Raw genomic sequence first — 19,528 nt, forward strand, 5'->3', positions numbered from 1 at the left:
AGTTACTCTGGCCAGCAAAGGCTTCAAGAAAGTGGCAGCCTTGCTGGGTAACGATAGACGGGCATAGTGTTTCTTGGGGTGATCTCGGTTTCGGTGCAGTGAGTCCCGCTTTTGGGTTAGGGTAATCCCGATATGCTGTGGCTGAGGTGCGGCTAAAGCGCCCGCCCTTTGCACGCAACCGCGGCACGAACTCGTGAACAGATGCTGTCGCGGTGGGTGATAGACTCCCGACGCGGGGGTAAGAGCGGTCCTCCCCGCAAGCACAAGACGCTTAGCGTCCAAGCACTGCTCCTGACCATGGGCTCAAGCCCAGGTAGGAGTTCGTCTTGAAAAGGCCAATAAGCCTCGCGCGCACTTTCAGTCTTTCACTGATTTCAGCTTTCGGTGCTGACTTCTCTTTTTTGTCAGCAGCATTTGTGATGCCTGGAGGTGCTCAATGAGCGGCCCTAGTTACTCACTCTGGCAAGTCGTTGCCTACATGCTGCGTCTGGGCACCATCGGTTTTGGTGGCCCTGTGGCACTGGCGGGCTACATGTATCGCGACTTGGTCGAGCAGCGCCGCTGGATCAGCGATGAGGACTACAAGGAAGGTATCGCCCTGGCCCAGTTGATGCCAGGGCCCATGGCCGCGCAACTGGCCATCTACCTGGGCTACGTCCACTATCGCACCCTGGGTGCCACCTTGGTTGGCATCGCATTCGTGCTGCCGTCTTTCCTGATGGTGGTTGCCTTGGGATGGGCCTACACCCGCTTCGGTGGGCTGACCTGGATGCAGGCCACGTTCTACGGCGTGGGCGCAGCCGTCATCGGCATCATCGCCATGAGCGCCCAGAAGCTCACCACCAAGAGCCTGGGCAAGGACAAGTTGCTGTGGGCGATCTGGGCTATCACAGCCACCACCACCATCATCACTGAGTCGGAAATTGCGTCACTATTCATTGCCGCAGGTGTGACGGTCTGGCTATGGCGTACCAAGTGGCGACCATCAGCCCGGCTTTCGTCGAATGCTGCAATGGCGCTCGTGCCTGCGATCCCCGCTGTAAGTGTGTCACTTACCACTGACCCGGCCATCCTGACGCAAATCGGGGTGTTCTTTGCCAAGGCTGGCACCTTCGTGTTTGGTTCGGGCCTGGCCATCGTGCCGTTCCTTTACGGCGGGGTGGTTCACGACTTTCACTGGCTCACTGAGAAGCAGTTCGTTGATGCGGTGGCCGTGGCCATGATCACACCAGGCCCAGTGGTCATAACGGTGGGCTTCATTGGCTACTTGGTCGCGGGCCTGCCGGGTGCCTGCGTGGCCGCATTGGCAACGTTCCTTCCCTGCTACCTGCTTACCATCGGGCCTGCGCCTTACTTCAAGAAGCATGGCAAGCGACCAGGCTTGCTGGCCTTCATCGACGGGGTGACGGCTGCGGCCGTGGGCGCGATCACCGGGTCGGTCGTGGTGCTTGCCAAACGCTCGCTGGTTGATCTGCCCACCATCCTCACGGCGCTGGTAGTGGTAGCCATTCTGTGGCGTTTCAAAAAAGTTCAAGAGCCTTGGATCATCCTGGCCGCTGCATTGGTGGGCATGGCCTTGTTCCCTTTCCGTCACTGATGCCGTTTGCACAGAGGAGATTGACCATGAAATGGGTGACACGAGAACGTCCCAAGATCGACCGGATTGCATGTCCGTGGCTGATCCAGCGCTTCATTGATCCTCAAGCTGAGTTTCTGTACGTGCCAGCCAATCAAGTGTTAGCGACAGCAGTAAGCCAAAGCGCCACACCCTATGACATCCCCGGTGTGGAGATGTCGCATGTGGGCGAGCTGTGCAGCTTCGACGCCTTCCTTCGGAAATACGAGTTGAGCGATCCAGCCCTGCAGCAATTGGCCACCATCGTTCGAGGTGCTGATACCGACCGGCTTGACCTCACTCCGCAATCAGCGGGGCTGTATGCCTTGTCTCTGGGCCTGTCGCGCAAGTTTGCCGACGATCACGAAATGTTGAGTCACGGCATGGTGATGTACGACGCTCTGTTTGCCTGGTGCCAATCTTGCCAAGGCGAGACGCACACCTGGCCACAAGGGATGGCCTGAGTCAGTGCCGGTGCGTACGATACGCAGCCGCTGGCGCATCTGGATCGGGTGAGTGAGCGGCACTGCGGCTCGTTCGTGGAGTAGAACGCCTGTCTTGCCGAGTGCTGCCGGTCTTTGGTCAGTGTTGTTGCGGCAGCACCTTCTTGTGGCCGTCGGGCAATGGGAGGTACTGCCCGCTCGCTCGTGCTTGTCAGTGCACCACCTCACCCCGCTCCGCATAGCGCCTGGCCATCACCGAGCACACGAACAGCTGCAGCTGGTGGTAGAACATGATGGGCAGCACCAGCACCCCCAAGGCCGGGTTGCCGCCGAACAGCAGCTTGGCCATGGGCACGCCCGAGGCCAGCGTCTTCTTGGAGCCGCAGAACACGGCCACGATCTCGTCTTCGACCGGGAAGTTCAGGGCCTTGGCGATGCGCTTGGTCAGCCACAGAAAGGGGAACAAGAACAGGCACACGCCCACGGCCGTCATCGCCATCAGGCCCAGGCCATGCTTGCTCCACAGGCCATCGGCCACCGAGTCGCTGAACGAACTCAGCACCAGCAGCAGGATCACGGTGCGGTCGACCTTGGTCGTCCAGGGTTTGACCTTCTGGAACCAAGCCCCCACCACCGGGCGCAGCAACTGCCCCAACACGAAGGGCAACAGCAACATCTTGGCCACCTTGAGCATGGTGTCGCCCACGTCCATGGCCTGGCCGTCGGCCGCGCCACTGAACACCAGGCTGGCCAGCAACGGCGTCAGCACCACGCCCAGCAGGGTCGACAAGCTGGCGTTGAGCACGGCCGCCGCCACGTTGCCACGAGCCATCGCCGTCATCGCCACAGACGATGACACCGTGGACGGCAGCACCGCCAGGTAGAAGAAGCCCAGCAGCAGGTCGTGCGGGATGTGGCGGCCCACCAGCGCATTGAGCGCGAACCACCACAGTGGGAAAAGCGCGAAGGTGCTGATCTGCACCGTCAGGTGCAGCTTCCAGCGCGAGGCACCGTGTTTGAGACTGTCGGTGCTAAGGCCCATGCCGTGCAGGAAGAAGATCAGGAAGACGCCAATGTCCCCCACCACGTCCAGGCGCAGCAGGCCACCGGTGCGGCCCAGGTCCGGCGCCACCGATGCCAGCAGCACAGCGCCCACCATGCCCATCAGGAACCAATCGATCGCTCCACGCTGGAGATGGCGGCCCGCCATCCTGCTCATGGACCCCATCGGCTTCAAACCCTTCACCATTTCGAACTCACCACGTCATGTCTTCAAAAACAAAGGTCGCGCCCGCAGCGCAGGCGCGACCATCCCCATCCACAAGACCCCGGCTGGAAGGGGCCGGCGCTCAATTCGAGGCCAAGCGCGCCTTGGCCAGCTTCGTGCCCTCGGCCAGGGCTCGTAGCTTGCGCTGAGCCACCTCCCGCGACATGGGCGCCATGCCGCAGTTCGTGCATGGAAACAGCCGCTCTTTGGGCACAAACTGCAAGGCTTGGCCGATGGCGTCGGCCACTTCCTCAGGCGTCTCTATCACATCGGTGGCCACATCGATCACGCCTACCAGCACATCCTTGCCCTCCAGCAGCCGCAGCAGCTCAAGCGGCACGCGCGAGTGCATGCATTCCAGGCTCACCTGGTCGATGCTGCTTTGGGCCAGCGCTGGAAAAACGGTTTCGTACTGACGCCATTCATCGCCCAGGGTGCTTTTCCAGTCGGTGTTGGCCTGGATGCCGTAGCCATAGCAGATGTGCACCACGGTCTTGCAGCTCAGGCCTTGCGCGGCGCGCTCCAGCGCCTTCACGCCCCAGTCGGCCACGTCTTTCATGTAGACGTTGAAGGCAGGCTCGTCGAACTGGATGATGTCCACGCCATCGGCCTGCAGCGCCAGGGCCTCCTGGTTGAGCAGCTCAGCGAAGGCGAAGGCCATCTTGGCTTTGTCACCATAGAAGCGGTCTGCCACCGTGTCCACGATGGTCATGGGGCCAGGCAGGGTGAACTTCAGCTTCTTCTTGGTGTGCGCGCGCGCCAGTTGGGCCTCGAAGGCGTGCACGCGGCCCTTCAGGCGCAACTCTGAGACCACCTGCGGCACCATCGCGTCGTAGCGGTTGTCGCGGATGCCCATCTTCACCTTGTGCTCGAAGTCGATGCCCTCGACCTGCTCCAGAAAGCCGTGCACGAAGTGCTGGCGCGACTGCTCGCCGTCGCACACGATGTCCAGCCCGGCGTCTTCCTGGGCCTTGATCCACAGCAGGGTCGCATCGGCCTTGGCCTGCAGGAGCGCATCGCCTTGCGCCGCCCATTGGGGCCAGAGCTTGTGGGTTTCGGCCAGCCAGGCGGGTTTGGGCAGGCTGCCGGTGATGGAGGTTTCGAACATCGAGGGGGCTTTCAAGGCAAACGAGGTGGGTATCGGGGCTCGGCTCAGGCCATTCAGGCGGCCTGAGCAAGTTCAGCGCGTTGGCCAGGCTGGTCAAACTGGGCGGCCCACTGCGCCAGGATGTCCTGGTGCGGTTGGATGAAATGCTCTTGCGTGAACTTGCCCTGCTTGACGGCCAACTGGCTGCGCTCCACCCGGTCGTAGACGATCTGCGTCAACGAGTAATCGTCGTAGCTCAGGCTGGGTTGATACACCTGGCCTGCCACCGAGTTCGCGTTGTAGATCTCGGGGCGGTAAATGCGCTGGAAAGTCTCCATCGTGCTGATGGTGCCGATCAGTTCGAGATCGGTGTAGTCAGCCAGTAGGTCGCCAAAGAAGTAGAAGGCCAAAGGGGCCACGCTCTTGGGCGGCATGAAAAAGCGCACCTGCATCCCCATCTTCGCGAAGTACTGGTCGGTCGATGACAGCTCGCTTTGCTGGTACTCCACGCCCAGGATAGGGTGCTCATTGGCCGTGCGCCGGTAGGTCTTGCTGGTGGCCACGCTCAGGCAAATGACCGGCAACTTGCTGAAGCGTTCCTGGTAGGTGCTGGATTGGACGAATTGTTTGAATAGCTTGCCATGCAGCACGCCGAAGTCGTCCGGAATGCTGAACTGCGCCCGGTCGGCGTTGTACTCGGGCAGCACGACACTGAAGTCGTAATCGCGCACATACGACGAGAAGTTGTTGCCCACGATGCCGTCGATGCGTCGGTTCAGTTTCTTGTCGACGATGTGGGTGTGCAAGATCTCGATCAGCGGAAACACCGCGCTGGTCTGCACGCCAATGTCCATTTCGACCGAGACGATCTCGAGCTCGACCGCGTAGCGATCACCCGTGGGGTTGTCCCAATGCGCCAGGTCATTGAAACGGTTGTCGATCATCTTCAGCGCTCTGCGCAGGTTCTGCTGCCGGCTCTCACCACGCGCCAGGTTGGCGAAATTGGTGGTCAGGCGCGTGCTGTCTGCCGGTTGGTAGTTCTCATCGAACCAAATGCTTTGGAGGCTGAACGTGAAGGCGTTGCTCATGACGGCGTTCTTTGCAAGGAGTCAGGTGTGAAGGGCGGCGGAGAGCGTCGCTGGTTTCAAGCAGCGAGCATCTGCTCGGCTACTGATGGCAGCGCGTCACGGAGGCACTGGCGGGTCAATTCGAGCAGCGGCACGGCGCGTTGAACGGCCAACCTGGCGCGCTCGATCACGGCCTCGTCGCTCAGACGTCGATCCACGAAATCCTTGTCGGTGGCGTAGACGCCCAGCGGCAAGGTGCGGGCCTGGAAGAAGCTGAACAGGGGGCGCAGTTGGTGGTCGATCACCAGGGCATGGCGCTCGCTGCCGCCATTGGCGGCCAGCAAGACGGGCGTGTCGATCAGGGCGTCTTGTTCGATGAGGTCGAAGAAGTGCTTGAACAAGCCCGTGTACGAAGCGCGAAACACCGGGGTGGCCACGACCAGCACATCGGCCTGCTCGACGGCGGTCAGCGCCTGCGACACGGCATCGGGCACCTGGGTGCGCCAGACCGCGCCCGTGAGTTGCGGCGCCAGCAGGCCCAGATCGACCAGGCGTGGCTGGCAGGGCATTTGTTCAGTGATCAGATTCAGCAGGTGCTGAGCCAGGCCTGCCGATTTGGAAGGGCTTTGCAGTGCGCCGGAAACCGCCACCACGCGGAGAGGTCGTGTCATGGTTGCTTTCGTGTGGAGTGATGCAAGTGGCGCCATGGTATTGAGTTGAGCCAATGACGTAAAATGGTCTTTTCTCACCAATGCATGAGAAATATTCATTCAACTTTGAGTCGCGACACCGGAGCATCGAAGATGCCCCCCACCGTCGAAGGCAAGCTGCTGCCCGGCGGACATGACAAGGTGATGCAGCATTCCTGCGGCGCGCCGTGGTCGGGCGAGGTCATGGGGGTTTCGGCTGCTGCTGCCACAACTGGCGCAAAGACGTTGGCTCTGCTCGCCTGATCGAGATCAGCAGGCGCGAGAATTTCCACCAGAGAACGCGTTGCGGCTGCGTCCATTCACGGCGCAATACCAGCCTGCACCACTCGCTGAGCGGCAGAGGGCACATCCAACTGGGCGTGAAGTTCTACGGCAACGACGATTCGACAACCTGCTGAGGTGTCAGGCCGAGCGACGCGCCAGCTCAATGAAGGCCTGGAGGTAATCGATGTTGGTGTCCGCCTCGCGCACACCCAGGTGGATCTGCTTGCCGATGCCCTTGGGCCCCAGGCGCACAGCCACCACGTCCATCCTTCTTGCGTACTCTTGCACCAGCCAACGCGGCAGCGCCGCCACGCCCCGGCCACTGGCCACCATCTGCATCATGATGTCTGTGGTCTCGATGGTCTTGTGCCGATTTGGCGCAATGCCTGCAGGCATCAAAAACTGTGTGTAGATGTCGAGACGGTCGGTGGGCACCGGGTAGGTGATGAGCACCTCGTTGGTCAAGTGCTTGGGCTTGACGTGGGCCGCGCCCGCCAATGGGTGATCGAAAGGCACCACCAGCACCTGCTCGTAATCAAACACGGGCTCGAAGTGCAGGCCGGGTTTGTGCAGCGGGTCGGGCGTGACGAGCATGTCGATCTCGTAGCCAAACAGCGCGCCGATGCCGCCGAACTGGAACTTCTGTTTGACGTCCACCTCCACATCGGGCCAGTCGGCCAGGTAGGGCGACACGATTTTGAGCAGCCACTGGTAACAGGGGTGGCACTCCATGCCGATGCGCAGTGTGCCGCGTTCGCCTTGTGCGAACTGGCGCAGGCGCTCTTCGGCCAAATCGAGTTGTGGCAGCACGCGGTTGGCCACTGCCAGCACGTACTGCCCTGCCTGAGTCAATCGCAGGCTGCGGCCCTCGCGCAGCCAGATGTCCGTGCCCAACTGCTGCTCCAGCTTCTTCATCGAATGGCTGAGTGCAGATTGCGTCACGCACAGCACATCCGCCGCTGCGGTGAGCGAGCCTTGCTTTTCGACCTCCTGGACGATGGCCAGGTGAATGCGCTCCAACACGATGAATGAATAATGCTCATGGATGCATTAATAGTTTCCATTCTATTTCATGTCGAATCATTCGTGAACGCTCGCCTGTTGATGGCTTGACCGGCCCACCTTTGACCACCGACGGCGCCACCAAGCCGCAGGCAGAGAGGCAAGTGCCGTCACTCCATGCAACGCTACACCGCTGTAGGTGGCGGGCTGCTTCTCGTCGTTCCGACACCCTCGTGAGGCTGCGGCCCTGCCAGATCGCAATGTCACTCAAAAATCGGGTGCATAAATTGCAAATGCGAACGATTCGCATTATCATGATGGTGCACTTCACCCCCATGAGAAGGAAGCCCGATGTTGATACACGCCTTGTCAAGTAAAGCTCAGACAGAAGCTTTGCATCACTTGCCGATGGCGTGTCACCTCGACGCCGTCGATGAGACCGGCATGCAAATGGCGGCTGCCGGATGGCGAATTCAAACTCATGACGCCCCCGATCTGCCGCACAAGGTTCGACTTTCGCCGCGCTGGTCTGAGCTTGTCTCTGAGTTTCAGACCCTTGGCGAAGTCAAGGCTGTTGAATCACGAGCAAAACTGAGCCACTAAAGGGCATCCGTCACGCCCAATTTTGAGCCACGTTATCCACCTACCCTGCTGTTTTTTGCAGCAGTGGGGTGCAGGAGTGATCAACGTGAGCACATTGAGCAAATTGCGCCGCATGGTCCACCGTGACCACCTGAGCGTGCGCGAAGCCAGCCGAAGGCTGGGCATCTCCCGCAATACAGCCGCCAAGTGGCTCGAGGCCGACGAGATGGTCGAGCCCCGCTACCCCAAGCGGGCCTCTCTTCCCAGCGTTCTCGATCCCTACAAGGAACAGCTGGCCACCTGGCTAAAGGCCGACAGCCACCGCAACAAGCGCGAGCGCCGTGGCATCAAGGCCATGTTCCGGGCACTGCAGGCCGTGGGCTACCCTGGCAGCCGAGGCCCGGTCTATGAGTTCGCCAAGCGCTGGCAGCAGGCACAGTCCGACGCGCCAACCCGAATGGCCTTCGTACCCATGAGTTTCGAGATGGGCGAGGCCTTCCAGTTCGACTGGAGCTGCGAGTACCTGTTCGTGGGCGGCCTGCGCAAACGCCTGGAGGCTTCGCACACCAAGCTGGCGGCCAGTCGGGCCTTCATGCTCACCGCCTATTTCAGCCAGGCCCACGAGATGTTGTTCGACGCCCATGCCCGAGCCTTTGCGGCTTTTGGTGGCGTGCCGCGCCGGGGCATCTACGACAACATGAAGACCGCCGTCGACAAGGTTGGTCAGGGCAAGAGCCGCACCGTCAATGCGCGCTTCGAGGCCATGACGGGTCACTACCTGTTCGAGCCAGAGTTCTGCAACCGCGCCGCTGGCTGGGAGAAGGGTATCGTCGAGAAGAACGTGCAGGATCGCCGTCGTGGCATCTGGATGGAGGCAGCGGAACGCCGCTGGCCCGACCTGGAGAGCCTCAATGCGTGGCTGCACCAGGCTTGCCTGGACGCCTGGCATGAGCTGCCTCACCCCGAGTGGCCAGAGCTGACGATCGCCGACGTCTGGCAGCAAGAGCAGACGCACCTGATGCCCAACCCTGCGCCATTTGATGGCTATGTCGAGCAGATGGCCAGGGTCACAGCCACCTCGCTGATCCACTACCAGCGCAATCGCTACAGCGTGCCATGCGAGTGGGCCCACACCAGTGTCAGCGTGCGGGCTTATCCCGATCGCCTGGTGGTGGTCGGTGCCAACTCGGAATCGCCAGAACAGCCGGTGAGCCTGCCGCGCAGCTTCGAGCGTGGCCAGACCTTGTACGACTGGCGGCACTACGTCAGCTTGCTCGAACGCAAGCCCGGCGCTTTGCGCAACGGCGCCCCCTTCAAGACCATGCCCGAGCCCTTGCAGCATCTGCAAGCGCACCTGCTTCGCCACCCTGGCGGCGACCGGGTGATGGCCCAGGTGCTCATGGCCATCACCCTGCACGGGCTCGATGACGTGCTGGTGGCCGTGGAGTTGGCGCTGCAATCGGGCCGCGTGAGCGCAGACCATGTGCTCAACGTGCTGGCCAGGCTCAAGGAGCCCCAAGCCGTGCAAAGCCTGCCTGAAGCAGCCTTGCCTTCACTGACGCTGCACGAGCCGCCTCAGGCCGACGTGTCGCGCTACGACAGCCTGCGCCAGTCCCAGGAGGATGACCATGTCCAATGACATCGCAGCAAGCCTCAAGGGCTTGAGCCTGCACGGCATGGCCAGTGCCTGGCCGGAACTGCTGGGCATCGCCCGGCTCAAATCGCTCGACCACGAAGCCCTGCTGCATCAGCTCATCAAGGCCGAGGGTGCACATCGGGAAGTGCGCTCCATGGCCTACCAGATGCGGGCGGCCCGATTCCCGCACCACCGCGACCTGGCTGGCTTTGCCTTTGATCAGGCGCAGGTGGACGAGGCGCTGGTGCGTCAGCTGCACGAGTTCAAGTTCATCGACTCAGCCCACAACGTGGTCTTCGTGGGCGGCCCTGGCACGGGCAAAACACACCTTGCCACAAGCCTGGGTGTTCATGCCATCCGTGCACATGGTAAGCGGGTGCGCTTCTTCTCGACCGTCGAGCTGGTCAATCTGCTGGAGGCCGAGAAAGCTCAAGGTAAGGCCGGGCAACTGGCACATCGGCTCATGTACGTGGATCTCGTCATCCTCGACGAGATGGGCTATTTGGAGTCGCCTCAGAAAACGGAAAATAAAGCACGCTAAGGCGTAGTTCCCTCGGGCTACACCGCGTCCGCACTGCGCGGTTCTTTCTTCCCTTGCAGTGACGCAATCAGCGGGCAGGAAACGTTCCCCTTCCGCGCATGGCAGGCGCACACCAAATCAGACAGCACGGCCTCCATGCGCGCCAGGTCAGCCATCCTCTCGCGCACGTCCTTGAGCTTGTGCTCGGCCAGGCTGCTGGCTTCCTCGCAATGGGTGCCATCCTCCAGCCGCAGCAGCTCGGCGATCTCATCCAGGCTGAAGCCCAACCGCTGGGCTGATTTCACGAAGCGCACCCGCGTTACATCCGTCTCGCCATAGCGGCGAATGCTGCCGTAAGGCTTGTCCGGTTCCGGGAGCAAGCCCTTGCGCTGATAGAACCGGATGGTCTCCACATTGACCCCGGCCGTCCTGGCGAAAACGCCAATGGTCAGGTTCTCCAAATTGTTTTCCATATCGCTTGACTCCGTACATAACTACGGAAGTAAGCTTAAGCTATCCAATTCAGATTCGAAAGGACAAACGTATGTCTGAACCTCAAAACGGGCGCGGCGCGCTCTTCACTGGCGGGCTGGCCGCCATCCTCGCCTCGGCTTGCTGCCTCGGGCCGCTGGTTCTGATCGCCTTGGGGTTCAGCGGCGCTTGGATCGGCAACTTGACGGTGTTGGAACCCTATCGCCCCATCTTTATCGGCGTGGCGCTGGTGGCGTTGTTCTTCGCCTGGCGGCGCATCTACCGGCCGTCAGCCGCCTGCAAACCGGGTGAGGTTTGCGCGATTCCCCAAGTGCGAGCTACTTACAAGCTCATTTTCTGGGGCGTGGCCGTGCTGGTTTTGGTCGCGCTCGGATTTCCCTACGTCGTGCCATTTTTCTATTGATCACAGGAGTTCACCATGAAAAAGCTGCTTTCCGCCCTTGCCCTCGCTGCCGTTGTTGCCCCCGTGTGGGCCGCCACCCAGACCGTTACGCTGTCCGTACCGGGCATGACCTGCTCGGCCTGTCCGATCACTGTCAAGAAGGCGATTTCCAAGGTCGATGGCGTCAGTAAAGTTGACGTGACCTTCGAGACGCGCGAAGCGGTGGTCACCTTCGATGATGCCAAGACCAGCGTGCAGAAACTGACCAAGGCTACCGAGGATGCGGGCTACCCATCATCAGTCAAGAACTGATCATGAAAGACCCGAAGACACTGCTGCGGGTCAGCATCATTGGCACAACCCTCGTGGCGCTGTGTTGCTTCACCCCTGTTCTGGTCATTTTGCTCGGTGTGGTCGGCTTGTCCGCGCTGACCGGCTATCTGGACTATGTGCTGCTGCCTGCGCTGGCGATTTTCATCGGCTTGACCATCTACGCCATCCAACGAAAACGCCAAGCCGATGCCTGCTGCACCCCGAAATTCAATGGAGTAAAAAAATGACCGAAATCACCGTGAATGGCATGACCTGCACATCCTGCGCCACCCATGTCAAAGATGCTTTGGAAAAGATTCCCGGCGTGAATGCCGCTGTGGTGTCCTATCCAGAAAGCCGCGCGCAAGTCATGGCAGACACCGCCGTGAGCCACAACCAACTGCTGGCCGCCATCGCCGCATTGGGTTATCAAGGCTCGATCCGGGTTGGTGATTTCAAAGATGAACCAAAAATCCGTGATGCACTTGAGGGCGCCGGTTTGCATATCGCCATCATTGGCAGCGGCGGGGCCGCGATGGCGGCGGCGCTGAAGGCCGTCGAGCAAGGCGCGACGGTCACGCTGATCGAACGCGGCACCATCGGCGGCACCTGCGTCAATATCGGCTGTGTGCCGTCCAAGATCATGATCCGCGCTGCCCATATTGCCCATCTGCGCCGGGAAAGTCCGTTCGACGGCGGTATTGCGGCAACTGTGCCTGCGATTGACCGCAGCAAACTGCTGGCCCAGCAGCAGGCCCGTGTCGATGAACTGCGGCACGCCAAATACGAAGGCATCCTGGACGGCAATCCAGCCATCACCGTTTTGCACGGTGAAGCGCGTTTCAAGGACGACCAGAGCCTGGTCGTCCGTTTGAACGAGGGTGGCGAGCGCGAGGTAACGTTCGACCGCTGCCTGGTCGCCACCGGTGCCAGTCCGGCCGTGCCGCCGATTCCGGGCCTGAAAGAGTCACCCTACTGGACTTCCACCGAAGCGCTTGTCAGCGACACCATTCCCGCACGCCTGGCCGTGATCGGTTCGTCGGTGGTGGCGTTGGAACTGGCGCAAGCCTTTGCCCGGCTCGGCAGCCAGGTCACGATCCTGGCACGCAGCACCTTGTTCTTCCGGGAAGACCCGGCCATCGGCGAGGCCGTGACAGCCGCTTTCCGCGCCGAGGGCATCGAGGTGCTGGAGCACACGCAAGCCAGCCAGGTCGCCCATGTGAACGGCGAATTCGTGCTGACCACCGGACACGGTGAATTGCGCGCTGACAAGTTGCTGGTTGCCACCGGTCGGGCACCGAATACGCGCAGCCTCGCGCTGGACGCGGCGGGGGTCACTGTCAATGCGCAAGGGGCCATCGTTATCGACCAAGGCATGCGCACGAGCAACCCGAACATCTACGCGGCCGGCGACTGCACCGACCAGCCGCAGTTCGTCTACGTGGCAGCGGCCGCCGGCACCCGTGCCGCGATCAACATGACCGGCGGCGACGCAGCCCTCAATCTGACCGCGATGCCGGCAGTGGTGTTCACCGACCCGCAAGTCGCCACCGTGGGCTACAGCGAGGCGGAAGCGCACCACGATGGCATCGAGACCGACAGTCGCACGCTGACACTCGACAACGTTCCGCGAGCGCTTGCCAACTTCGACACACGCGGCTTCATCAAGCTGGTCATCGAGGAAGGTAGCGGACGGCTCATCGGCGTGCAGGCGGTGGCCCCGGAAGCGGGCGAACTGATCCAGACGGCGGTGCTCGCCATCCGCAACCGCATGACGGTGCAGGAACTGGCCGACCAGTTGTTCCCCTACCTGACAATGGTCGAGGGGTTGAAGCTTGCGGCGCAGACCTTCAACAAGGACGTGAAGCAGCTTTCCTGCTGCGCTGGATAAAAAAAGGAGGTTTTCAATGAGCGCCTACACCGTGTCCCGGCTGGCCCTTGATGCCGGGGTGAGCGTGCATATCGTGCGCGACTACCTGCTGCGCGGATTGCTGCGTCCGGTGGCGTGCACCCCGGGCGGCTATGGCCTGTTCGATGATGCCGCCTTGCAACGGCTGTGCTTCGTGCGGGCGGCCTTCGAGGCGGGCATCGGCCTGGACGCGCTGGCGCGGCTGTGCCGGGCGCTGGATGCTGCGGACGGCGATGAAGCGGCCGCGCAGCTTGCCGTTCTGCGCCAGTTCGTCGAGCGTCGGCGCGAAGCGTTGGCCGATCTGGAGGTGCAGTTGGCCACCATGCCGACCGAGCCGGCACAGCACGCGGAGAGTCTGCCATGAACAGCCCCGAGCGCTTGCCGTCCGAGACGCACAAACCGATCACCGGCTACCTGTGGGGCGCGCTGGCCGTGCTCACCTGTCCCTGCCATTTGCCGATTCTCGCCATTGTGCTGGCCGGCACGACGGCCGGCGCGTTCATCGGAGAGTACTGGGGTATCGCAGCCCTCACGCTGACCGGTTTGTTCGTCCTGTCTGTGACACGACTGCTGCGGGCCTTCAAAGATCGATCATGAGCGCTTCCCATTGAGACAAACCACGCTGTCGCTACGTTGCCTCATGCCGGCATCAAATTCGGCTGAGTAGCTTCTCGCCATCTGGACGTAGCTCACCCTTGGGTGAAACATGCCGATACAGGGTCTGCCGCGTGACGCCAAGTTCCTGGCACAGGTCGCCGACCTTGGTCTCTGGCTGACCCATTGCCGCCATCGCCAGCCGCAGCTTGGCGGCGGTCATCTTGAACGGCCGGCCGCCTTTCCGCCCGCGCGCGCGGGCCGAGGCTAGGCCGGCAATCGTGCGCTCCGCGATCAACTCGCGCTCGAACTCGGCCAGGGCGGCGAAGATGCCAAAGACCAGCTTGCCGGCGGCGGTCGTGGTGTCGATGGCCGCGCCGTGCCCGGTTAATACCTTCAAGCCGATGCCGCGCCCAGTCAGGTCGTGCACGGTGTTGATGAGATGTCGCAGGTCGCGTCCGAGCCGATCCAGTTTCCACACGACCAGTGTGTCGCCAGTTCGCAACGCCTTCAGGCAGCTCGTCAAGCCGGGCCGATCCTCGCGCATGCCGGATGCCTGGTCCTCGTAAAGATGTACTGGATCGACCCCGGCGGCAATCAGCGCGTCGCGCTGCAAATCGGTAGCCTGGGAGCCGTCCGCCTTCGATACCCGCATGTAGCCTATCAGCATGTCGTACCTGTCACATATACGTTCGTTTTGTCGAACCATTGCATCGCCCTTTGTGATTGGCGTATAAACACACAAACACCTATTAGCGGAGAACGCTATGAATACCATTCGCTGGAATGTCGCCGTCTCGGCCGACACCGACCAGTCGCTTCGGATGTTTCTGGCCAGCCAGGGCGGCGGCCGTAAGGGCGACCTGTCGCGCTTCATCGAAGAAGCGGTACGGGCACACATCCTGGAGCTGAGCGCTGAGCAGGCCAAGGCCGCTAACGCCCATCTGAGTGAGGCAGAATTGACCAACGCGGTTGACGAAGCGCTCGACTGGGCACGTAAGCGCTGATGCGGGTCGTGTTGGATACCAACATCCTGTTCAGCGCCCTGATCTCGCCACATGGCGCGCCCGATGCGATCTACCGTGCCTGGCGGGCGGCGCGTTTCGAGGTGGTGACCTCGCGGATGCAACTCGATGAAATTCGTCGAGCCAGCCGCTATCCCAAGCTTCAGGCCATCCTACAGCCCGCCAAGGTGGGCGCCATGATCAATAACCTGCAACGGGCTGTGGTACTGGAGCGCCTGACCATCGAGGTCGAAGCCGATGATCCGGATGACTCGTTTTTGCTGGCCATGGCCTTGGCGGGCGATGCGGACTACCTGATAACCGGTGATCGCCGCGCCGGCCTGCTGCAACGCGGGCACATCGAACGCACGCGGATCGTCACGCCCGCCGTGTTCTGCGTCGAGGTGCTGTGATCAATGCCGGTCGGTTTTCTGACTCAAGAGCAACGCGACGGTTTTGGCCGCTATGTTGATTCGCCCAGCCGTGAAGAGCTGGAACGTTACTTCCACCTGAGCGATGAAGACCGTGAAGCCATCCAGGTGCTGCGGGGTAACCATAACCGTCTGGGTTATGCCGTTCTGCTGACCACCGTCCGCTTCGTTGGCGTTCTGCCGGACAAGCCCGCCGCCGTGCCGGTGGAAGTCCTGCAGGTGCTTTGCCGACAACTGGCGATTCCAGACCCCGACTGCCTCCAGCGCTATAGCGATCATCGCCGCTGGATACATGCCACCGATATTCAGAACCGCTTTGGCTATCGTCATTTCACCGATCCGGGCATCGGCTTTCGCTTGAGCCGCTGGCTGTATGCCCTCTGCTGGACGGGCACCGACCGGCCGGGAGTGCTGTTTGAGCGAGCCACCTCGTGGCTGTTCACACAGAAAGTCCTCCTGCCTGGTGTGTCTCAACTAGAGCGCTTTATCGCCCAGTTGCGCAGTCGGGTCGAAGAACGCCTCTGGTTTACGCTGGGCCGCAGCGTGACTGAGGAACAGCGATTGCAACTGCAAGACTTGCTGACGGTGGCCGAAGGCAACCGCAGCTCCCGGCTGGATCAATTGCGCTCCGGCCCGGTCATGGTCAGTGGCCCCGCGTTGATTCGGGCACTGCGCCGGCTCGATGACGTGCGCGGCATCGGCATCACCTTGCCGGCGGCGGCGCACATCCCTCCCAGCCGTATCGCCGCCCTGGCCCGCTTCGCCAACACGGCCAAGGTCACCTCGGGCGTGTAGCCGCGGCGGCGCAGGCCGACGATGGTGGGCATGCGCGGGTCGTCCCAGCCGCTGACTTTCTTCTCGTTCACCAGCTGCGCCAGCTTGCGCTTGCTGGTGATCACGTAGGTCAGGTTCAGGCGCGCAAATTCGTACTGCCGCGGCGGTGGGGCCTTGAGCAGGCCGCCTTCGCACAAACGCTCCAGCAACCAGTCGTAGAACGGGCGCTGGTCTTCAAATTCCAGCGTGGCGATGCTGTGGGTGATCTGCTCCAGCGCGTCCTCGATGGGGTGCGCGAAGGTGTACATGGGGTAGATGCACCAGGCGTCGCCCGTGTTGTGGTGCGTGGCGCGGCGGATGCGGTAGATGGCCGGGTCGCGCAGGTTGATGTTGGGCGAGGCCATGTCGATCTTGGCGCGCAGCACGGCGGCGCCGTCGGCCAGTTTGCCGTCGCGCATCTCGCGGAAGCGGGCCAGGTTCTCTTCCGGGCTGCGGCTGCGGAAGGGGCTGTCCACGCCGGGCTTGCCGAAGTCGCCGCGGTTGATGCGCATGTCTTCGGCTGTCTGCTCGTCCACATAGGCGTGGCCGGCGGTGATAAGGTATTCGGCCGCGCGGTACATGAAGTCGAAGTAGTTCGACGCGTAGTACAGGTGGCTTTCCTGCTTGCCGTTGAAGTTGGATTCCCAGTTGAAACCCAGCCACTGCACCGCGTCGAGGATGGAGTCCACGTACTCCTTTTCTTCCTTCTCGGGGTTGATGTCGTCAAAGCGCATGTGGCAGACGCCGCCGTAGTCGCGCGCCAGGCCGAAGTTCAGGCAGATGCTCTTGGCGTGGCCCACGTGCAGGTAGCCGTTGGGTTCGGGCGGGAAGCGGGTGCGGATCTTGGCCGGGTCGGGCTGGCCGGCGTCGTGGAAGGCGGCATCACCCGGGCCGCCGCCCCATTGGCGCTGGGCGTAGGTGCCGGTGGCGAGGTCTTTTTCAATGACCTGGCGCAGGAAGTTTGACGTCCTGAGCGCCTGGCCCTCAATTTCTGCGGGAGCTTGGTGGTGTCGAGAGATGCTGGACGAAAGGGACGGGGGGGGCATGCAGTCATTCTAAGGAGAGGCGGAAGCTCCAAGATAATCAAGGTCTAACCCACAACAGGTGTCACGCGCTTGAACCAAAGCACTCCCTTGCCGAACGCCTCTCTGCTGAACCAGCTGTTACGGTTCACCCCCACGGCGCGCATGTTTTTCTCGGGAAATCTCTGTACCCTGACGCAGGGATCCGAGGCTGACGGCCTCAAGCAGGGGACGATGCACCTGCTGAGTCGCGGCGAGCTGCAACTGACGCGCAAGGGCTTTGCGCCGCTGAACGTGCGGGCGCCCAGCGTGCTGTTGCTTCCCCGCGCGTTGGAGCACTGGGTTCAGGGCTCAGGGCCGCAGGGGGTGGACCTGATGTGCGCCACCCTCAGTGAATTGGCGCCGCCGCTGGACATGATCTTGCCGGACGTCACGGTGATTGACTTGACCGCCACGTCATCGCTGCAGCGACCGGTAGAGCTGCTGTTCGAGGAGGCCGAGGCACGTGCTTTTGGTTATCGGGCAGCGATCGACCGCCTGCTGCAATACACCTTCGTGGTGCTTGTGCGTCACCTGATTGATCGGCAACTGCTGTCCGGCGGTGTGCTGGAGGCCATGGTCGACAGCCGTCTGGGTGTGGTGCTGTCCATGCTGCACGAATCGCCAGAGCACGACTGGACGCTTGACAGCATGGCGGAGCTGGCGCACCTGTCCCGGTCTGCCTTTGCCCTGCGCTTTGTCCAGGTGGTGGGCATACCGCCGTTGACCTACTTGACCCACTGGCGCATGGCGGTTGCCCGCAACCTACTCGCGCAAGGGCAGGCAGTGAAGGCGGTGGCCTCTCAGGTGGGCTACGGTAATGCCACCGCATTCGCGCGAGCGTTTCAACGGGCCTCGGGGCAATCGCCCAGCGCTTGGCAGATGGAGCATCTGAGTCAGCCGTAGGTCCATCGCGCCCTGGTTCTGGACGATCGGTGGCGTGATGCGGACGCCGAATGCCGTTGTGCTGTGCCGAACGGACGATTGATCGCGCCTCAGCCTTCAAACGCGACTACAAGCGCGAGGCCAAGGGCCAGCATCGGGCTACGCTCGATAGCGATTTGAAGCCCGTTCTCGTGGCCCTGGCGACCGATCAGCCGCTTGACGCAAAATTCCGCGATCACGACCTGAGCGGCGACTGGGCAGGTTATCGGGAATGCCACGTCAAGCCCGACCTGCTGCTGATCTACCGCAAGTCGGATGCCGACACTCTCCGACTGGCACGGCTTGGCTCGCACAGCGAGCTTTTCGGTTGAGCCTGTCCGATTGAAGTACAGCCTAACCGGGCGTCAGACGAAGCGGCGAAAGGGCGTCAGAGTAGGGTCTTTTCAGGCATTTCCTGACGCCTTCGGCGCGGCGTCTATGGCCTCAACCTGACACGCCAGCCCTTAGCGTGCTTTGTTGTCCGTTTTCTGAGACGACCCGTAAAAGACCGGTGGGGCATCTTCCATGCGCAGCCTGTTGATTTCCATGCAAAGCTGACCCACCATTTCCATCGAATCTTGACCCACCCTGATTCGTGAACTTCACGCTCACGTTGTGGATAAGTTCTTGGTCGCCTTCTCCTTCTTGGTGGTCTGTGGTGGTTGCTGTGCGGAGCTATTCTTGAACCGGTAGCTGTCATTGCCGGTCTCAAGAATATGGCAGTGATGCGTGAGCCGGTCGAGCAATGCCGTGGTCATCTTGGCATCCCCGAACACACTGGCCCACTCGCTGAAGCTCAGGTTGGTGGTGATCACGACGCTGGTGCGCTCGTAGAGTTTGGACAGCAGGTGGAACAGCAAGGCGCCTCCTGATGCACTGAACGGCAGGTAGCCCAACTCGTCCAGAATCACCAGATCCACATATGCAAGCCGGTGGGCCATCTGCCCTGTCTTGCCTTGGGCCTTCTCTTCTTCCAGCGCATTGACCAACTCTACCGTGGAGAAGAACCGCACCCTTCGGTGATGGTGTTCAATGGCTTGCACTCCGAGGGCTGTGGCGATGTGGGTCTTGCCTGTGCCCGGCCCGCCCACCAGCACCACGTTGTTGGCATCCTCCAAGAACTCACACCGGTGCAACTGGCGCACCAGGGCTTCGTTCACCTCGCTGTGGCTGAAGTCGAAGCCTGCCAGGTCCCGGTACGCGGGGAACCTGGCCACCTTCAATTGGTAAGCCACCGAGCGCACCTCCCGCTCGGCGGTCTCAGCCTTGAGCAGTTGGGACAGGATGGGCTGTGCTGCCTCGAAGGCTGGCGCACCTTGCTCAGCCAGTTCCGCAACTGCCTGGGCCATGCCGTGCATCTTGAGCTCGCGCAGCATGATCACGATGGAAGCGATGGCGGGGTCATGACGCATA

23 protein-coding genes and 3 pseudogenes are annotated in these 19,528 nt (G+C 61.8%); 17 read left to right on the forward strand and 9 right to left on the reverse strand.

All coding sequences use genetic code 11. From position 1 onward, the window contains the following. Window positions 1-436 precede the first annotated feature (436 nt). Both ACWGXF_RS22850 and ACWGXF_RS22855 read left to right on the forward strand, forming a co-directional pair. Window positions 437-1,597, forward strand: coding sequence for a chromate transporter (locus ACWGXF_RS22850; protein ID WP_286747416.1), 1,161 nt, complete (start codon window positions 437-439; stop codon window positions 1,595-1,597). Between the two features lie 26 nt (window positions 1,598-1,623). Then, entirely contained in the window at window positions 1,624-2,079 is a 456-nt protein-coding gene (locus ACWGXF_RS22855; RefSeq protein ID WP_286747418.1) for a chromate resistance protein ChrB domain-containing protein, read from the forward strand. Window positions 2,080-2,269: 190 nt separating this feature from the next. Here ACWGXF_RS22855 and ACWGXF_RS22860 read toward each other — a convergent pair whose 3' ends face one another. The 4 genes from ACWGXF_RS22860 to msuE form a co-directional block, all read right to left on the reverse strand. After that, on the reverse strand, window positions 2,270-3,277 hold the full coding sequence (locus ACWGXF_RS22860) for a bile acid:sodium symporter family protein (RefSeq protein ID WP_286747420.1): 1,008 nt from the start codon (window positions 3,275-3,277) through the stop codon (window positions 2,270-2,272). A 130-nt stretch (window positions 3,278-3,407) separates the two neighbouring features. Then, entirely contained in the window at window positions 3,408-4,433 is a 1,026-nt protein-coding gene (locus tag ACWGXF_RS22865) for a methionine synthase (RefSeq protein WP_286747421.1), read from the reverse strand. A 53-nt stretch (window positions 4,434-4,486) separates the two neighbouring features. Continuing rightward, a complete protein-coding gene (locus ACWGXF_RS22870; RefSeq protein ID WP_286747423.1) occupies window positions 4,487-5,500 on the reverse strand; it encodes a DUF1852 domain-containing protein in 1,014 nt (337 codons plus the stop codon). 56 nt (window positions 5,501-5,556) lie between these two features. Beyond that, window positions 5,557-6,150, reverse strand: coding sequence for an FMN reductase (gene msuE, locus ACWGXF_RS22875; protein ID WP_286747425.1), 594 nt, complete (start codon window positions 6,148-6,150; stop codon window positions 5,557-5,559). Window positions 6,151-6,282: 132 nt separating this feature from the next. On the opposite strand from msuE, the gene ACWGXF_RS22880 reads away from it, so the two are divergent. Beyond that, window positions 6,283-6,432: a hypothetical protein gene (locus tag ACWGXF_RS22880; RefSeq protein WP_286747426.1), complete on the forward strand. Its 150-nt coding sequence runs from the start codon at window positions 6,283-6,285 to the stop codon at window positions 6,430-6,432. A 159-nt stretch (window positions 6,433-6,591) separates the two neighbouring features. Here the strand turns inward: ACWGXF_RS22880 and ACWGXF_RS22885 are convergent, their stop codons facing one another. Continuing rightward, a complete protein-coding gene (locus tag ACWGXF_RS22885; protein WP_286747427.1) occupies window positions 6,592-7,476 on the reverse strand; it encodes a LysR family transcriptional regulator in 885 nt (294 codons plus the stop codon). 330 nt (window positions 7,477-7,806) lie between these two features. On the opposite strand from ACWGXF_RS22885, the gene ACWGXF_RS22890 reads away from it, so the two are divergent. The 3 genes and pseudogenes from ACWGXF_RS22890 to istB (ACWGXF_RS22900) all read left to right on the forward strand — a co-directional run. Beyond that, on the forward strand, window positions 7,807-8,058 hold the full coding sequence (locus ACWGXF_RS22890) for a hypothetical protein (RefSeq protein WP_294636986.1): 252 nt from the start codon (window positions 7,807-7,809) through the stop codon (window positions 8,056-8,058). A gap of 85 nt (window positions 8,059-8,143) precedes the next feature. After that, window positions 8,144-9,676 (forward strand): IS21-like element ISAav1 family transposase, encoded by a 1,533-nt coding sequence (gene istA / locus ACWGXF_RS22895; protein ID WP_016495558.1) that lies wholly within the window; start codon window positions 8,144-8,146, stop codon window positions 9,674-9,676. Further along, window positions 9,666-10,190, forward strand: a pseudogene (gene istB, locus ACWGXF_RS22900) (IS21-like element ISAav1 family helper ATPase IstB); the annotation flags it as partial. The gene istA and the pseudogene istB (ACWGXF_RS22900), both read left to right, overlap by 11 nt. Before the next feature lie 41 nt (window positions 10,191-10,231). Here istB (ACWGXF_RS22900) and merR read toward each other — a convergent pair. Then, the gene (gene merR, locus ACWGXF_RS22905; protein ID WP_000429838.1) at window positions 10,232-10,666 is read right to left on the reverse strand and encodes an Hg(II)-responsive transcriptional regulator; all 435 of its coding nucleotides are present in this window, start codon (window positions 10,664-10,666) and stop codon (window positions 10,232-10,234) included. A 71-nt stretch (window positions 10,667-10,737) separates the two neighbouring features. On the opposite strand from merR, the gene merT reads away from it, so the two are divergent. From merT to merE, 6 genes are read left to right on the forward strand one after another with little or no spacing between them, the layout of a single operon-like run. Next, a complete protein-coding gene (gene merT / locus ACWGXF_RS22910) occupies window positions 10,738-11,088 on the forward strand; it encodes a mercuric ion transporter MerT (protein WP_001294667.1) in 351 nt (116 codons plus the stop codon). Window positions 11,089-11,103: 15 nt separating this feature from the next. After that, the gene (gene merP / locus ACWGXF_RS22915; protein WP_000735441.1) at window positions 11,104-11,379 is read left to right on the forward strand and encodes a mercury resistance system periplasmic binding protein MerP; all 276 of its coding nucleotides are present in this window, start codon (window positions 11,104-11,106) and stop codon (window positions 11,377-11,379) included. Between the two features lie 2 nt (window positions 11,380-11,381). After that, complete coding sequence (gene merF / locus ACWGXF_RS22920) at window positions 11,382-11,627, forward strand: mercury resistance system transport protein MerF (RefSeq protein ID WP_000654684.1); 246 nt, start codon at window positions 11,382-11,384, stop codon at window positions 11,625-11,627. Then, window positions 11,624-13,270 carry a mercury(II) reductase gene (merA, locus tag ACWGXF_RS22925; protein WP_000136268.1) on the forward strand — a complete coding sequence of 549 codons (1,647 nt, stop codon included), beginning with the start codon at window positions 11,624-11,626 and terminating at the stop codon, window positions 13,268-13,270. Before merF ends, merA begins: the two co-directional genes overlap by 4 nt. A gap of 16 nt (window positions 13,271-13,286) precedes the next feature. Further along, complete coding sequence (gene merD, locus ACWGXF_RS22930) at window positions 13,287-13,652, forward strand: mercury resistance co-regulator MerD (protein ID WP_003465059.1); 366 nt, start codon at window positions 13,287-13,289, stop codon at window positions 13,650-13,652. Then, complete coding sequence (gene merE / locus ACWGXF_RS22935) at window positions 13,649-13,885, forward strand: broad-spectrum mercury transporter MerE (RefSeq protein WP_001087809.1); 237 nt, start codon at window positions 13,649-13,651, stop codon at window positions 13,883-13,885. Before merD ends, merE begins: the two co-directional genes overlap by 4 nt. Window positions 13,886-13,937: 52 nt before the next feature. On the opposite strand, the gene ACWGXF_RS22940 is transcribed toward merE, so the two are convergent. Further along, window positions 13,938-14,552: a recombinase family protein gene (locus ACWGXF_RS22940; RefSeq protein ID WP_000904941.1), complete on the reverse strand. Its 615-nt coding sequence runs from the start codon at window positions 14,550-14,552 to the stop codon at window positions 13,938-13,940. Window positions 14,553-14,649: 97 nt separating this feature from the next. On the opposite strand from ACWGXF_RS22940, the gene ACWGXF_RS22945 reads away from it, so the two are divergent. From ACWGXF_RS22945 to ACWGXF_RS22955, 3 genes and pseudogenes are all read left to right on the forward strand, one after another. Next, window positions 14,650-14,889, forward strand: coding sequence for a ribbon-helix-helix domain-containing protein (locus tag ACWGXF_RS22945; protein WP_003089107.1), 240 nt, complete (start codon window positions 14,650-14,652; stop codon window positions 14,887-14,889). Further along, a complete protein-coding gene (locus ACWGXF_RS22950; RefSeq protein ID WP_003463562.1) occupies window positions 14,889-15,299 on the forward strand; it encodes a putative toxin-antitoxin system toxin component, PIN family in 411 nt (136 codons plus the stop codon). The genes ACWGXF_RS22945 and ACWGXF_RS22950 overlap by 1 nt, the downstream gene beginning before the upstream one ends. A gap of 3 nt (window positions 15,300-15,302) precedes the next feature. Continuing rightward, window positions 15,303-16,103, forward strand: a pseudogene (locus ACWGXF_RS22955) (DUF4158 domain-containing protein); the annotation flags it as partial. Here the strand turns inward: ACWGXF_RS22955 and glnS are convergent. Beyond that, window positions 16,100-17,176: pseudogene (glnS, locus tag ACWGXF_RS22960) on the reverse strand (glutamine--tRNA ligase); the annotation flags it as partial. The pseudogenes ACWGXF_RS22955 and glnS overlap by 4 nt on opposite strands. Window positions 17,177-17,263: 87 nt before the next feature. Between glnS and ACWGXF_RS22965 the strand changes: the two are divergent. Both ACWGXF_RS22965 and ACWGXF_RS22970 read left to right on the forward strand, forming a co-directional pair. Further along, entirely contained in the window at window positions 17,264-18,097 is an 834-nt protein-coding gene (locus ACWGXF_RS22965) for an AraC family transcriptional regulator (protein WP_051519701.1), read from the forward strand. A gap of 50 nt (window positions 18,098-18,147) precedes the next feature. Beyond that, window positions 18,148-18,447, forward strand: coding sequence for a type II toxin-antitoxin system YafQ family toxin (locus ACWGXF_RS22970; RefSeq protein WP_043008365.1), 300 nt, complete (start codon window positions 18,148-18,150; stop codon window positions 18,445-18,447). 276 nt (window positions 18,448-18,723) lie between these two features. Here the strand turns inward: ACWGXF_RS22970 and istB (ACWGXF_RS22975) are convergent, their stop codons facing one another. Further along, window positions 18,724-19,527, reverse strand: a complete 804-nt coding sequence (gene istB / locus ACWGXF_RS22975) for an IS21-like element ISThsp10 family helper ATPase IstB (RefSeq protein ID WP_013516261.1) — start codon at window positions 19,525-19,527, stop codon at window positions 18,724-18,726. Window position 19,528: the final 1 nt, after the last annotated feature.

The sequence above is a fragment of the Comamonas sp. HJ-2 genome, assembly GCF_053615495.1.

Bases quoted from the DNA above. Each gene is read 5' to 3' on its own strand.
- ACWGXF_RS22850 (WP_286747416.1), top strand. From the start codon at position 437: ATGAGCGGCCCTAGTTACTCACTCTGGCAAGTCGTTGCCTACATGCTG.
- ACWGXF_RS22855 (WP_286747418.1), top strand. From the start codon at position 1,624: ATGAAATGGGTGACACGAGAACGTCCCAAGATCGACCGGATTGCATGT.
- ACWGXF_RS22860 (WP_286747420.1), bottom strand. From the start codon at position 3,277: ATGAGCAGGATGGCGGGCCGCCATCTCCAGCGTGGAGCGATCGATTGG.
- ACWGXF_RS22865 (WP_286747421.1), bottom strand. From the start codon at position 4,433: ATGTTCGAAACCTCCATCACCGGCAGCCTGCCCAAACCCGCCTGGCTG.
- ACWGXF_RS22870 (WP_286747423.1), bottom strand. From the start codon at position 5,500: ATGAGCAACGCCTTCACGTTCAGCCTCCAAAGCATTTGGTTCGATGAG.
- msuE (WP_286747425.1), bottom strand. From the start codon at position 6,150: ATGACACGACCTCTCCGCGTGGTGGCGGTTTCCGGCGCACTGCAAAGC.
- ACWGXF_RS22880 (WP_286747426.1), top strand. From the start codon at position 6,283: ATGCCCCCCACCGTCGAAGGCAAGCTGCTGCCCGGCGGACATGACAAG.
- ACWGXF_RS22890 (WP_294636986.1), top strand. From the start codon at position 7,807: ATGTTGATACACGCCTTGTCAAGTAAAGCTCAGACAGAAGCTTTGCAT.
- merR (WP_000429838.1), bottom strand. From the start codon at position 10,666: ATGGAAAACAATTTGGAGAACCTGACCATTGGCGTTTTCGCCAGGACG.
- merT (WP_001294667.1), top strand. From the start codon at position 10,738: ATGTCTGAACCTCAAAACGGGCGCGGCGCGCTCTTCACTGGCGGGCTG.
- merP (WP_000735441.1), top strand. From the start codon at position 11,104: ATGAAAAAGCTGCTTTCCGCCCTTGCCCTCGCTGCCGTTGTTGCCCCC.
- merF (WP_000654684.1), top strand. From the start codon at position 11,382: ATGAAAGACCCGAAGACACTGCTGCGGGTCAGCATCATTGGCACAACC.
- merA (WP_000136268.1), top strand. From the start codon at position 11,624: ATGACCGAAATCACCGTGAATGGCATGACCTGCACATCCTGCGCCACC.
- merD (WP_003465059.1), top strand. From the start codon at position 13,287: ATGAGCGCCTACACCGTGTCCCGGCTGGCCCTTGATGCCGGGGTGAGC.
- merE (WP_001087809.1), top strand. From the start codon at position 13,649: ATGAACAGCCCCGAGCGCTTGCCGTCCGAGACGCACAAACCGATCACC.
- ACWGXF_RS22940 (WP_000904941.1), bottom strand. From the start codon at position 14,552: ATGCTGATAGGCTACATGCGGGTATCGAAGGCGGACGGCTCCCAGGCT.
- ACWGXF_RS22945 (WP_003089107.1), top strand. From the start codon at position 14,650: ATGAATACCATTCGCTGGAATGTCGCCGTCTCGGCCGACACCGACCAG.
- ACWGXF_RS22950 (WP_003463562.1), top strand. From the start codon at position 14,889: ATGCGGGTCGTGTTGGATACCAACATCCTGTTCAGCGCCCTGATCTCG.
- ACWGXF_RS22970 (WP_043008365.1), top strand. From the start codon at position 18,148: ATGCCGTTGTGCTGTGCCGAACGGACGATTGATCGCGCCTCAGCCTTC.
- istB (WP_013516261.1), bottom strand. From the start codon at position 19,527: ATGCGTCATGACCCCGCCATCGCTTCCATCGTGATCATGCTGCGCGAG.